Consider the following 14,153-nt stretch of genomic DNA (forward strand, 5'->3'; position numbering starts at 1 on the left):
CAAAGCTTATATTATCAAGGGATTCGCGAGTTCATTCATCTTTCTAAATGCTGTTTTCTTACTTTTTCAGCAAGCCCTATTTAATACCAATCAGTTGTCAGTTGTCAGTTGCCAGTTCTCAGGAATTACATCTTCCTTCTTCCGACTTCCATCGGACTTCTTCCTTCGGCTATAAAGCAGCTTATTTCTTCCCGCCACACGCCACCAATTTTTTCTGTATACACAACTGTTGAAACACTAAATCTGCTATTGATTCATAAGCTGGGACTGTGGGGTGTACGCCATCCCGAAAATAACTTTCTACCCTCGTTTTCGGCAATTTTGACCAGGCTGCATGAGTGTCTATGACTGGAATTTTTAAAGCTTTTAGCCGATCGACAAACTCGGATTTAAACTTCGGCTGATTCGGTACGGGCAGTAAATCCGCTCGATCGCAAGTATACAACACAAACAACGGAATATTCTTAGCTCGCACCAAAGCAACTATTTGCTCAAATCGCTGCATATTTTCCATAAACTTTTGTGATTCCGACACCGGCACTCCCGCCGGAGAATTCGATACAAAAACACTTGACAATAGCGGCATAACGTGTATTTGAAACACTTCTTGAATTGCCAATAACGGTTTGCGATTCGGCATCAGCGGGTTATTTCCCACCCCCGCGCTGCTGGTTGGTTGCAGCAAATCGTGAGTACCAATTTGCAAAATCACAGCATCGGTTTCAAAAGTGCCAAACTTGCGAATATATCCCAATTGATTGCCAATCCCCCAAGAACCGGCAGAAGCATTCAGCACCTCAACTTGCTTTTTTATGCCCAACAAACGCGCTTCAAACAATTCTGGAATAGTTTCTTTCTGATCCGTGGTATTATTACCGTTGAGAACTGACTCTCCGAGCGTCAAAATTCTGAGAGTACCTTCAGGCTTTGCTGCATCAATTTTTTCAGAACGCTGAGAAAATTGATTGTACTCAAGTCTATTGCCAAAGCGATATACAAGTTAATTTGGTGCAAATATATAACCAGCATTCGCATCAGCTTGCAGCAAGGCAGGATTTCCGAATCCGAGCAAGCGCAAGGCAAGTTCGATCGCGCTCAAAGATGCGATCGCACAACCGACAATCCAATACTTAGCTTTCAAAAATTTACCTGTAATTGGTAAACTGCAAAGCCATCGGATAATCTTCTTGCTTCAGCCGTTGAATTACCAACTGCAAATCATCCTTATCCTTAGCCGAAACGCGCACTGCATCACCTTGAATCGAGCCTTGAATCTTTTTAAACTCATCTCGAATTAATTTAGTGATTTTCTTGGCAATTTCCTGGTCAATCCCTTTTTTCAGTTTGATTTCTTGGCGTACTCTAGTACCACTAGCAGCTTCAATTTTCCCATAATCAAAAATTTTCAGAGACAAATTGCGCTTGGCGGCTTTAGTTTGCAAAACAGTGTGAATCGCGTCGAGAGTAAATTCACTGTCGGTATTGACAGTAATTGCTTCAGCGCCCAATTCTACAGTGGTTTTGGTATCTTTCAAGTCGTACCGGCTTTGAATTTCTCGCACTGTTTGGTCAACAGCATTGACTAATTCTTGCCGATCGAACTCGCTGACAATATCAAAGGAATAACTAGCAGCCATAAATTAGTAATTGGTAAAGGGTAATGGGTAATGGTAATTAGTCATTACTTAAGCGTCTCTTAACTAATGACTAATGACTCATGACTACTGATTACTGACTAATAATAATTAGCCATTAACAGCCATTAAACTGAAATAGAATAAAGTAGCTGTGCAAGAAGAACTAATCGCAAACATGAGCGATCGCCCCAGCGGCACATTCAGGATATAGAAAACCGAAAACAACAACCGGGCGATCGTAAAAGCGATCGCAGCCCAACCCGCCGCTTCCGAATCTACCCCCGTCACAAAAGCCATCAAAGCCGCCGCTGAAAACAGCATAAACGTCTCAAACGAATTTTGGTGAGCCCAAGTTGCCCGCTGAGCGTAAGCAGGCAACCTCTCAAACATAGCGCGGGGGGCTGCTTGGTCGTAGCCTAGCTGCAAGCGGGCGAACGCAACCACCAAAAAGGGTGCGTAAACCAGCGCCGCAGCAGCAGCAATACAATCAAGCAGAATAACCGACACAGGCAATCCGAACACCATCATCCGCCTCGCAGTTCAATCAAAATAGAACAGAGTAACCACCTTGCGCTGTTCCTCCGCATCCTGGCAAGTTTTCAGCAAAGTGTGGCTTTCGTGAAAAGCAAAACAGATCAGTTGCTGGCATCGAGAAATAATCTCCTGATTGCACATGGCGCTTGCTTCCGGGAGAGACAAGCTATCATTTTTGGGATTTTCTACCAAATGTATCACTTGTTCGAGTTGGTCGCGAGACTCCCTAGGCTGGCGACTCATGCTTTGCGGCAAAATCACCGTTAGCAGATTAGGATCTGCTCGCATGGCCCCCCGAATCGCGGCTGAATTGGTGCCTGTAGCGCCAGAAGTGATGAGCTGATTGCCTCCCAGAACTATGGCATAGCTCAGCATCTCAATTAGCTGCTGGTGGGTAATAGGAACGTGGCGAGAACCCAAAAGAGCAATCCGCTTGGAGCCGGTTTGCTGGATCGCCGCAAGTTCTTGTAAAAAATCATCTACTCTGGGTAGCTCAATTGATTGACTCAAAGAATTTATTAAATTAAATAAAACTACGTTGTGGATTTTAGCAGACTCACTAGCCATTGCCGCCAAAAAGAAGTTAAGAATTGCTGATTGACGGCCTCAGACTAGAGGATCGGGAGATTTGAGGAAGCCAGAAGGCAGAAGGTCTGAAGACATTCGGCAGCCGCAGCTCAAGGTAGAATTCAAGAAAAATTGAGAATTTAAGAATTTTGGCTTTTTATTTATTTAAACAAAAAGTTCTCTCTGCCGAAAACCTTCTTCCCTCAGCTCCGGCTGCCTTCTTAATGGACTCGATCGCCCAGGCATAAGGATGCCATCAGACCCTTAAAGTCAAAATGTTCTGCCATTAGCTGAGTAACGCATTCTACCTTGATCGGTTCGTGCAGGCGGACGTTGCCAAAGGTGCTGTCGATAATTTCTACCGTGGTTAAGGTATCCAAATCAACAGACAAAACTGGAATTTCCATTTCTTCTGCCCTGCCGATCACTAGGGGAGAAGGAGGCAAGTGGCCTGTCAAAATTAAGCACTGAGTCGAGCTTTCCAGAGCCGCTAGCTGAATGTCAGTGCGATCGCCCCCCGTCACCACCGCCATATTTCTCGCTTTGCGGAAATACTTCAGAGCAGAACTAACATTCATCGCGCCAATTGTCAAGGTTTCCACCATCAAGTCCAAACGGTCTCGACGGCAAAGCACATCAGCTTTCAATTGGTGCACCAATTCTTTGACGCTGACACTTCGCAGCAAAGCACTTCTCGGCAGCATTCCCAAAACTGGAATACCCGCAGCCTCCAGAAAAGGCCGCACAGTCGCCGTTACCGATTCGAGTTTGTCCGAGGGAACGTCGTTGAGTACCACGCCCAGCAACCGCGAACCCAAACGCTGTTTAGCCGACAGCAAATCGTCTATATAAAGATCGATCGGGCGGGCTACCAACAACACAGAAGCATCAACTGCCTCAGCGACTTGAGCCAAAGACAAGTCAAACAGACTTCCTTCCTCCAAATTAGCTGGGCCTTCTAACAGCACCAAGTCTCCCCTGGGAGCTTGCAAATATTGCGCTAAAAACTGGCGGTAATCTGTCTTGTCTTCTCTCCGCAAACGCTTGTGAACCGTCTCTTCATCCAAATACAGCAGTGTTGACGGCATCTGACTTTCTGAGAGCTTCAGCGTCTCTACCGCGAACCGCACGTCTTCCTCCTCGATCCCAGCTCCTGGCGAGCTGAAACAGGTTCCCAGAGGTTTGCCGTAGGCGACGGCCAGCCCCTTGTCCCGGAGTCCGAGTGCCATCCCCAGGGCGATGGCAGACTTGCCACTGTAAGCTTTTGTGGAACCGATCAGCAAATATTTAGTCAATTTGGGTACGCCTTCAATCCTCAATTTGCACCTGTCTATTTCAATAAATTTAGTTTTTTCTACAGTATTTCTGAACTGCGACTCAAGTTTGCAATATTATACTCGATTTTGTCGCTTTTGGGCAGATTCTTTTTTCGCGGTAAATTTTTATTCACCTGTTCGCAACCCTTTTCTTCCCATTCTTTTTACTTGCTTTTGGGAAAGCAGTTTTTAAATTGTTTGTTTTACCAGCAGTTTTTGATAAGTCTTGATCGCCCAGGATTCCTTTAAAAACAGATTTTAATTATCAAATTTTTAGTCATTTTTATTACTAAACTTAGCTCTTAACACCGACTTTTATAAAAAAATAAAACTAACAGGGTAAAAGTGGGTAATTCCAATATGACACACCTATTAATAAGGTTTAGTGCAGTTTTTCTTTGGTATATAGCAATCCTAAATCATTTGTGAATTTCTTACCCCCTCCCCTTCGTAAGGGGAGGGTTGGAATGGGGCAAAAAAAATACGACTCATTTATGATTGTTATCATACAGGTATTTTGTAGGAATAAAGCGCGGTGCTTGCCTGATCATTTTTGTAGATAAGTGAAAATCGATAGGTTGTATTATTAGTTATTAATTATTAGTGCGATCGCCCGCGTTCAAACTGATCGGTGGGAGTGCGAGCAAGAAGCTGCTTAGCATCGGGCTTCTAGCTTCTAAACACATAAATCGTCTGGCGGCGTGGGCTGGCATTTCCGCAGCCCAAAGGCTGATTACGATGCTAGCCCGATCGCAGTTCAAGGGCTGTAGATTGATTTTCCTTGGGCGGATCTACAGCGCTTTCCTCTCAGCTACCGAGTCGCAAAATTTGAACGAAATCGGACGGCGCGATCGCACTCGCTTGCACGCCATTCAAAACTGCCAACAGTTCTCCAGAGTTAGCAATTCTGATGAAAGTTGTGGGACTGGCCTCTCCCCCGTCTGTGCCTTGGCTAATGCTCAGTTGAGTGAAAGTCAAACCGCCCGCTAAACTCAGTAAATCTTCCCCTTTCCTGAAGTCGGATATTACATCACTTCCTTGTGCGGGTGTCAAGACAAATAAGTCACGTCCACTGCCACCGAGCAAAGTATCGCTGCCCTCATCGCCAATCAGCACGTCGTCGCCAGCGCCGCCGACCAAGCAGTCACTGTCTTTGCCTCCCAAAATCGTATCGTCGCCAGCATCACCGTTGATAGTATCGCTGCCTTCATTGCCGAACAGCAGGTCATTACCAGCACCGCCACAAACTTGGTCTTGACCGCCAGCAACCCCGACAGGCAGGGGGCTGCCAATATCCCCAAACACCGTGTCATTCCCGTCACCGCCGCAGATAGAGTCATTGCCTTGGTCGCCGAACAGCAAGTCGCTGCCCGAGTCGCCTAAAACTACATCGTTGCCCTTGCCACCGCGCGCAGTATCGTTGCCGTCACCGCCAGAAAGGGTATCAGAGGCATCCTGACCGGAGAGGAAGTCATTGCCCTTGGCACCGAATAACAAATCGTTCCCGGCGCTATCGCGGTCAGATTCGCTGTTGGTGCCACCGTAGAGGCTGTCGTTTCCCTCCTCGCCCACAACAGTGTCAGAACCCCGTCCGCCCCATATCAGGTCGTTATCTTTGCCCCCGAAAGCAGCGTCGTTGCCCTTACCGCCGAACATGGTGTCGTAGCCGGCTTGACCGTTAAGGTAGTCGTCGCCGGGCCCGCCCAACAGCAAGTCGCGATCGACCTGCGGTCCAACAGGAATGTTGCTGATCAATCCGCCAAATAGGTTGTCGTTGCCTGCCAAACCGATCAGAACATCGTCTCCGCCCAAACCGTTGATGCCGTCACCATCACTGGTGCCAGCGAGGATCTCGTTTGTATCCCCACCAACCAGGTTGTTTTGAACAAGATTGAAACCGTGAAGAGGACTGATCTCCGGTAAGGTAATTTGCGTGCAAATGCAATCTGGATCTTCAGTTTGCTGCGGGGTTGGGACGGGAGTTGGTTCCGGGATTGGAGTTGGTGCTGGAGTTGGTGCTGGAGTTGGTGCTGGAGTTGGGGCTGGAGTTGGTGCTGGAGTTGGTGCTGGTGTCGGTGTCAGCGCTGGTGTGGGCGTGGACACAATAATATTGGGCGAAAAGTTGATGACTGGTGTCGGTGTCGGCGCTGGTGTGGGCGTAGACACAATAATATTGGGCGAAAAGTTGATGACTGGTGTCGGTGTCGGCGCTGGTGTGGGCGTGGACACAATAATATTGGGCGAAAAGTTGATGACTGGTGTCGGTGTCGGTGGGGCGATGTCGTTGTCGGCGATGGTGACGCTAACTGGTGCGATCGCCACTGGCAAGTATTCGGCAGCACTGTCGGCGGCAACGCTCGAAAGAATGAACCCGGTGTGGGTTCCTTCCACTATGCTGTCGTCGGTAGCTTTGACGGTGACAGTTTGCGCTGCATTCCAATTAGCCGGAGTGAAAACGAGCGGCGCGATCGCATCTATTTGACTGCCCGTAGCTACATTGACGGTAACATTACCTGTGGGCGCTTTGGTAAGGACAATGCTGTAGCTGCCTGCTGCACCGCCTTCTGCTGCATTGGTGCTATTAGGAGTGACGGCGATGCCGGGGGAGTCGTTATCGATAATTAAGACATCGACTTTGGAAATGCCGATATTGTTGTAAGCCAGATCCGTGCTGCTAGCGCTGGCTGCGATCGTACTCAGGTGCGTTCCTTCTATGGCGGAGTCGTCGGTTGCTTTGACAGCGGCGGTTTGAGGCAGGTTCCAGTTGTCAGAAGTGAAGGTGAAGGAGGCGATCGCGTCTATTTGACTGTTTGTCGCGAAGCTGACAGTAACGTCGCTTGAAGGCTGCCCCGTTAATACCGCGCTGTAACTGCCATTTGCACCGCCTTCTGCTGCATAAGTTGTTGTGGGAGAAATTTTTACCCCTGCAGTCGAGGTAGCTGTGTCGTTGTCGGCGATGGTGACAGTAACGGGTGCGATCGCCACTGGCAAGTATTCGGCCGCGCTGCCTGCTGCGACGCTGTGATTGAGCGTACCACTGTGCGCTCCTTCTACAACAGTGTCGTCGGTTGCTGTCACTGTTACTGTTTGCGGGACATCCCAGTTAGCCGGAGTGAAAACGAGCGGCGCGATCGCCTCTATTTGACTGCCCGCAGCCACATTGACGGTAACGTTAGCAGTCGGTTGAGTGTTGAGGGAGACTGTGTAACTGTCTGTCGCGCCGCCTTCGGCAGCAGTCGTGCTCGCAGGAGTAATTGTGATGCTGGGCGTATTGGGAGTAGCGACATCGTTATCGGTGATGCTGACTGTTACCGGCGCGATCGCCACTGGCAGATATTCCGCCGCACTACCGGCGGCGATGCTGTGGTCGATCGTGCCTGTGTGCAGCCCTTCGACTAAACTGTCGTCGGTAGCTTTCACCGTGACTATCTGCGGTAGGTTCCAGTTATCTGAGGTGAAAGTAAATGTGGAAATCGAATCGATTTGAATGCCCGTGTTGAAGTTGAAATTAACAGGCGCAGTCGGTTTGCTAGTCAGCGCTACCTTGTAACTCCCTGTGGCGCCGCCTTCGGTAGCAGCGGTGTTTGGAGGAGTAATTGTGACTCCGGCGGTATCGTTGTCGGTAATTTGGGCCGTCACCGAGGCAGTAGCAATCAGGTTGTATTTCGCGTCTGTACTGGTGACTTGGTGTGCGATCGTACTGGAGTGCGTGCCTTGAGCCACAGCATCGTCCACGGCTTGCACATTCACCAGTTGAGGCACGTTCCAGTTGTCGGGAGTAAAGTTCAGAGCGATCGGGTTTCCGCCTCCAGTCCCCACGTCGCTTTGGGCGTCTGGCGAGGCGGTGACACTAACATCGGCTGCTGGCTGGCTGGTCAATACCGCCGTATAGCTATCCGTAGCCCCGCCTTCCCCGATTTTGGTGGTGCCGCCAGTTTCGATAATTTTTACGCTCGGCGTGTCGTTGTCGGTAATGTTAGCGGTGAGGGTAGCAGTCACAGTACCATCGATGGTAATTGGAACCGCAGCACCGTCATAATTAGGGTCTACACTGCTGACTTTGTGTGCGATCGCGCTAGTGTGAGGAGATGCTTCCGCCACTTGATCGTCCACTGCCTCGATCGTAACGGTTTGCGGCACATTCCAGTTGTTGGGGGTAAAATTCAGGGTGAGAGGGACACCAGTACCCGCTCCCAAGTTTGTCTGGGTATCAGGGTCAACAGTGACGATTACAAGGTTGCTAGGCTGGCTTTGGAGTACGACTGTATATGTGTCTGAAGTACCGCCTTCTGCAACATCCGCGCCCGCTGTAGAGGTGATTATGATGCCTGCGGTGTCATTATCAGTGAGAATATCCAGATTGGCGGTGTTCTGAACAACACCAATCCTAGCATTGGTGGGATTGGCTAAGGTGAGGGTGAGGTTTTCGGTGGGCTCAACTAAGCTGTCATTATTGATGGGAACGGTGAGGGTAGCAGTGGTTTGATTGGCCGGAAAAGTGATAGTTTGGGTAGTGAAAGTAAAATCTATTCCTTCTCCCAAGGTAGCCCCGCCTGTAGCGCTGCCGTTGCTTAATTTTACGTCTACAGTGGACTTTCCCAGGGCAATCCCGGTGCGGTTGATGGTAATGTTTGCTCCAACTACTGTCCCATCTTCGTTGACTTGATAGTTGGGTTGCGAGAAATTGAAGACGGGAGGAGCGTAGATCAACACTGCCGAGTCAAGGATAGAATCGCTAGTGTCCGCGATCGCTAATTTCAGCTTATTCGCGACATTTGGGATGACGAATGGTTGTGACGTCAATAGCACTTTTGTAAAACCATCCCAGGTTGTTTTAAAAGTATTTTTTGTGTTGTCAATGTATAACGCTGGGTTTTTGCCGTTGTTAATATTGTTAACGGAAACAATTTGCGATGAAGCCCCAGGAATCGCGGAAATAAAGACGTCATTCAGGTAAAAACCAAATACATCGTTGTAGGCTGACCCTACAAACTCGTTATACTCCTCAGAAGCAAACACATATTCCAAACTAAACTGGTTTTGCTTGGGTATAAAGTCGAATTCGAGAAGGGCAGCATCCTGAGTAGTGGTCGAACTTGAGTTCACACTAGCAAGAAGCTCATTAAGAAGAGGATTCCCATCATCAGCCTTACCCAGGGGCGTACTACCGGGATTTGCGATATTACCAGTGCTGAAAATAACACCAGCTTCAAGATTTAGCCCGTCGGAAAGACCTCCCCCGAAACTGCCTGCGGCCAGATTATCACCCGTGTACTTCACACTACCAGGAACGACTGAGCCTGAGTCCCCAATAATAAATTGAGCGAGTTGGTCAGCAGTGAGACCACTATTAAGATCATTAGTTATCAGAGCCATAATACACCTCTTGGAAAAATTGCTAGGTTTTCATTTGTAGCTACAATATCTTATATGTAGCGTTCTCTCTGTTCTGCACTTACTCAAAATTATCTAGGAGTAATTACAATAACTGATATTTGCCGTTTTGCTACTTAAGTGTTTGCTAAATAGTGGCTAAAAGGAATTGCTATAATTTAATTCGGCTTTCAGTGGCTTACTTGCAAAATTTAAGCATGACAGTGCGATCGCCCTAATGGCGGTTGAGAAATTGTCTCAGAGCACCCATAACAAAAAAAATCAGGACTTATATTAAATCCCTTCGAGCGCAAGATTACTTAAAACTCTTGCTGATGACACGTGGGATGATTTAATCTCTTTTGGTAGAAATTAACTCATCCTAATTTGGTTCTCATCCTCACATATGTCAGTAATATTGCTGAGTTTTTTTACAAAAATTAATACATGGAAAAAGTTCGGAGTTTGGTGCGGTAAATGTGTCTTGCCTCAGATCTTGCACCCATGTCCAAAATAGGCTTTTGCGCTTGTCCCACAACAAATACAGCAGTTTTCAATTGGATGAAATACAGGTAGGGACTCAGGCAAAGCCTGAGTCCCTACGCGAAATCTGTATCACGCTCAACTGAAAACTGCTGTAGATTTACTTTAGCAATGGGGATAAGTGCTGACCCCCAAAGGGATTATTGAGAATGATCCAACAACTCACTTACTATCCCGCTTCTCAAATAGGGCTGGCGCACCAATCATGTAATATTGCCGTCGTGGCGTTACACTATTGGTGCGCCACTTATAGCGCCAGTCAATCGATTTTAGATTTTAGATTTTAGATTTTAGATTGAAGAAAGCAACCCCACTGATAAATCCGGGGGCTGGCGATCGGGATTCCGAGCTTTTTTCTCGATCCACGAATGAATCCGGGGCCCCGGATTAAATTACTTGATTGTCAATTGCGGACTTTCGGGAGTGCGGCTGCGGTGAAAGTTATTCATCCATTCGCATCAGCTTGCGGTAAAACGTTTTAGAAAAATCGACAGTACGAGTTCGCTGAAAAGTCAGGAGAACCTCAATTAAGCAACTAACAAACTCAGAGCTTTGCATAGTCACTTCGTAGCTGAGTTCAGCATTGCCGTCAAACAACACCCGACAGCGGGTTAAATCGATCGGCAGCGACGAGATATTCCAACTAGCGACAAACGGCACGCTCTCCCCGCCGTCAATTTTTCTTGTCCCCTCCAAGCTTTTGAGCTTGTAGAGGCCAATAGCGTGCGGCAAAAACTTGCGCCTGGGCTCTTGACAGAAAGGCGCGTAGACTTTCACTTCTTTGTCATCGGCTGGCTTGAGTTGAGGAATAGACATATTTCCACCTCAGACAATTATTACTAACAGATAGTTTAGATCCCCTGAAAAAACTAGCAGATATTCCTGGTCGATCGCAAGCAAAAGTCAAGCTAAATACTCTATGCAGTACCCGTTTACCAGGGCCGTACAAGCACCGAACCCGCTGGTTGTCCTCCCGTCCGCTTTCGACAAAAGCCCAGAAACTGATACAGTAGATGCTTATATCTAAAATCAAAAACTATTGGTGGTTGAATCAAGTAACCTATGCAGGAGAGTTCTTGGCCAGAAAACGACGCTCGCAGCGAGCTTAACTTGGACATCTCTGATTTAGCTCAAGAAGAGCTCAAGAGTTTGACCTCGCACTCGAAGCTCAGCAAAGTATTTGCTATACCAGACATTGGCGACAGGGTGTTTGACGCGGAAACAAAAGCAGAGCTCCCGGTTGCGGTGTCTGTGCCGGGAACTCCCTCTTTTCCTCAAAATCTGTACCGGGGACGCCGCGGAAAAGCCGCCGCAGTGCTGACTGCGATTTGGGCCGGCACGATCGCCCTGCACTTGATTTCTTGGGGTGCGTGGGTAGTGTGGGGGTTGACGGGACTGCTGTGGATGCAAGCATTTCGAGTGTTGTTTGCGGAACCCAAGCCCGCACTGCCGCCTCTTGCCGATGAAAGTCGAGAGGATTGGCCTTACGTGTCGCTGCTGGTGGCAGCGAAAAATGAGGAAGCGGTGATTGCCCGATTCGTAGAATCCATCTGCAATGTAGATTATCCGATCAACCGCTACGAAGTTTGGGCGATCGACGATCACAGCAGCGACGCCACCCCGCTAGTATTGGAACAGCTAACCAAAAAGTACCCCCAGCTCAAAATATTTCGCAGAGGAGCAAATGCCAGCGGCGGCAAGTCAGGAGCACTGAATCAAGTGTTACCGCTGACTCGCGGGGAATTTGTCGGCATATTTGACGCCGACGCGACGGTAACGCCTGATTTGCTGCGCCGGGTGCTGCCTGTGTTCGATCGAGAAAAAGTAGGGGCTGTGCAAGTCAGAAAAGCTATCGCCAATGCTTCGGTAAATTTGTGGACTCGCGGCCAAGAAGCAGAAATGGCTCTCGACAGTTTTTTCCAACAGCAGCGGATTGCGATCGGCGGCATTGGAGAATTGCGCGGTAACGGCCAATTCATGCGTCGCACCGCCTTGGAAAGCTGCGGAGGCTGGAACGAAGAGACGATTACCGACGACCTGGATTTGACCCTGAGGCTGCACCTAGACCGATGGGACATTGAATTTCTCGCTTTCCCAGCCGTGTCAGAAGAAGGAGTCACTAACGCTCGCGCTCTGTGGCACCAGCGCAATCGCTGGGCAGAAGGTGGCTATCAGCGTTATCTTGACTACTGGCGGCTAATTTTGCGGAACCGCATGGGAACTGGGAAAACTTGGGATTTATTTGGATTTTGGGTATCTCAATATTTCTTACCTACAGTAGCCCTACCCGACTTTGTGATGTCAATTGCGCTGCGCCGGATGCCGATCGCCAGTCCCATAACTTTTATGACCCTTACATTGTCGGTGGTGGGAATGTTTGTCGGTTTGCGCCGCACTCGCAAAGAGACCAAATTTGACGTAAGGCGAGTTTTTGTCACCTTGCTGCAAACGCTGCGGGGTACTGTGTATATGTTCCACTGGCTGCTGGTAGGGACTGTGACGGCTCGGATTGCGGTACGGCCCAAGCGGCTCAAATGGGTCAAAACCGTCCATCAAGGCCCTGTTAATAGCATCAAGTAAACAATTCGCCGAAATATCTCGGCACAGTATCGCCGAACGTCCGAAGATTTTCCGAGGCCAAAAAACATCAACGCTCGCCAAATATATCCCCGCCATATCCACCAGTAAAATTTGGCAATTCCGAGAAAAAAACACTTTGAAACAGCTTAGGTAATAGGTGATCGGCGAGCGGTAATAGCGAATAAGTAATCGGCAATACAAAAGTCGAAAATAAAAAGATAAAAGCAATAAATTTTGACTTTTAACTTGACAAAAAACCAATTACTATCTATTAATTATGAATTGCCAATTAGGACGAATTGCTTGTTGCCAACTACCCGTCACCCGTAATTGATAATGGATTTGTTAGAGTACCAAGCTAAATCTTTATTTCGCCAGATGGCAATTCCGATTTTGCCGTCGCAGCGGATTGACAATCCCGCCGACCTCAAAGGACTGAAAATTCCTTACCCCGTTGTACTAAAATCGCAAGTGCGGGCTGGGGGACGGGGCAGGGCGGGCGGTATCAAGTTTGTGGAAAATACGATCGATGCCGTAGCAGCGGCTCAAACAATTTTTAATTTGCCGATCGAGGATGAATATCCCCAAGTCCTGCTGGCAGAAGCAAAGTACAACGCTGACCAAGAATTGTACTTAGCGGTACTCCTAGACCCCGTAGCCCGCCGCCCGGTGCTTCTGGGATCGAGACAAGGAGGTATGGATGTCGAAGGGTCGATCGAGCAAATGCAGCAAGTTGCCGTAGATCAAGAATTTTCCCCATTCTACGCGAGGCGTCTCACGCTGAAAATGGGATTGCAGGGAGACTTGATTCAATCGGTGAGCACCATTGTCGAAAAAATGTATCGGCTGTTTGTCGAAAAAGATTTAGATTTAGTAGAAATCAATCCTCTGGGCATCAGTCCGACGGGAGAGGTAATGGCTTTAGACGGTAAAGTCACCGCCAACGACGATGCCTTGGGACGGCATCCAGATTTGGCCACACTCTCGGAGAAAAGGCAAAGCAGCGGGTTGGGACGGGAAAGGAGAAGTCTCCATGCTGGGGGCGATCGCTCCCATTCCCACTCGAAGGCTCAGCACTCGCCGGAGTTTGACCCCAAATCTAAATCCCCACTCTCGAATTCCGAATCCCTGCAATTAATAGAACTAGACGGGAATATCGCGATTTTGTGCAACGGAGTGGGCCTGACAATGGCAACTCTAGATGCTGTAACCCACCAAGGAGGAAAACCAGCTAATTTTGTGAATATTGGTTCCCTAGACCGCTACTATGCAGCAAATGCCCTGCGCGATCGCGTGGAGTTGGGTCTGGAGTTAGTCGCTCAGGATAAAAGCGTTAAGGTGATACTTGTAAATATTGTGGGCAGCGCCTCCAAGACGGAGGAAATAATCGCCGCAGTAACCGGCTATTTGGAACGGAAAGCTCGCGCTAACCGCCACATCCAAGTTGTGCTGCGGCTGGTAGAGATCGATGCTGATGCTGTTAAAAAGCGTTTGGGACAGTTGCCGGTGCAGCTAGCTAGCACTTTGGATGAGGCCGCGGCCGCTTCTGTATCCTCCGTCAAGTAGCGGCAGTCGATCGGCAAACAACGAGATTTCTGTACAG

General features: G+C 48.5%; 11 protein-coding genes. 2 read left to right on the forward strand and 9 right to left on the reverse strand.

Features of this window, described 5'->3' with window-relative positions; genetic code table 11:
- Positions 1-181: 181 nt before the first annotated feature.
- From QUA74_RS17170 to ebsA, 9 genes are all read right to left on the reverse strand, one after another.
- Positions 182-904, reverse strand: coding sequence for an SGNH/GDSL hydrolase family protein (locus QUA74_RS17170; protein WP_333331288.1), 723 nt, complete (start codon positions 902-904; stop codon positions 182-184).
- A 96-nt stretch (positions 905-1,000) separates the two neighbouring features.
- Positions 1,001-1,141 carry a hypothetical protein gene (locus QUA74_RS17175; protein WP_333331291.1) on the reverse strand — a complete coding sequence of 47 codons (141 nt, stop codon included), beginning with the start codon at positions 1,139-1,141 and terminating at the stop codon, positions 1,001-1,003.
- Positions 1,142-1,145: 4 nt separating this feature from the next.
- Entirely contained in the window at positions 1,146-1,637 is a 492-nt protein-coding gene (locus tag QUA74_RS17180) for a YajQ family cyclic di-GMP-binding protein (protein ID WP_333331294.1), read from the reverse strand.
- Between the two features lie 108 nt (positions 1,638-1,745).
- Positions 1,746-2,162, reverse strand: coding sequence for an MAPEG family protein (locus QUA74_RS17185; protein ID WP_333331474.1), 417 nt, complete (start codon positions 2,160-2,162; stop codon positions 1,746-1,748).
- Positions 2,163-2,177: 15 nt separating this feature from the next.
- Complete coding sequence (locus QUA74_RS17190) at positions 2,178-2,681, reverse strand: DNA recombination-mediator protein A (protein WP_190744281.1); 504 nt, start codon at positions 2,679-2,681, stop codon at positions 2,178-2,180.
- Between the two features lie 278 nt (positions 2,682-2,959).
- A complete protein-coding gene (locus QUA74_RS17195; RefSeq protein WP_333331297.1) occupies positions 2,960-4,057 on the reverse strand; it encodes a phosphotransacetylase family protein in 1,098 nt (365 codons plus the stop codon).
- A gap of 590 nt (positions 4,058-4,647) precedes the next feature.
- Entirely contained in the window at positions 4,648-4,815 is a 168-nt protein-coding gene (locus tag QUA74_RS17200; RefSeq protein WP_333331300.1) for a hypothetical protein, read from the reverse strand.
- A gap of 46 nt (positions 4,816-4,861) precedes the next feature.
- Positions 4,862-9,430 (reverse strand): choice-of-anchor L domain-containing protein, encoded by a 4,569-nt coding sequence (locus tag QUA74_RS17205; protein ID WP_333331303.1) that lies wholly within the window; start codon positions 9,428-9,430, stop codon positions 4,862-4,864.
- Between the two features lie 981 nt (positions 9,431-10,411).
- Positions 10,412-10,786: a type IV pilus biogenesis protein EbsA gene (gene ebsA, locus QUA74_RS17210; protein ID WP_333331305.1), complete on the reverse strand. Its 375-nt coding sequence runs from the start codon at positions 10,784-10,786 to the stop codon at positions 10,412-10,414.
- A gap of 246 nt (positions 10,787-11,032) precedes the next feature.
- On the opposite strand from ebsA, the gene QUA74_RS17215 reads away from it, so the two are divergent.
- Positions 11,033-12,550, forward strand: a complete 1,518-nt coding sequence (locus QUA74_RS17215; protein WP_333331308.1) for a glycosyltransferase family 2 protein — start codon at positions 11,033-11,035, stop codon at positions 12,548-12,550.
- A gap of 336 nt (positions 12,551-12,886) precedes the next feature.
- Positions 12,887-14,116, forward strand: a complete 1,230-nt coding sequence (locus QUA74_RS17220) for a succinate--CoA ligase subunit beta (protein WP_333331311.1) — start codon at positions 12,887-12,889, stop codon at positions 14,114-14,116.
- Positions 14,117-14,153: the final 37 nt, after the last annotated feature.

The organism is Microcoleus sp. LAD1_D3 (assembly GCF_036702135.1).
Classification (GTDB): Bacteria; Cyanobacteriota; Cyanobacteriia; order Cyanobacteriales; family Microcoleaceae; genus Microcoleus.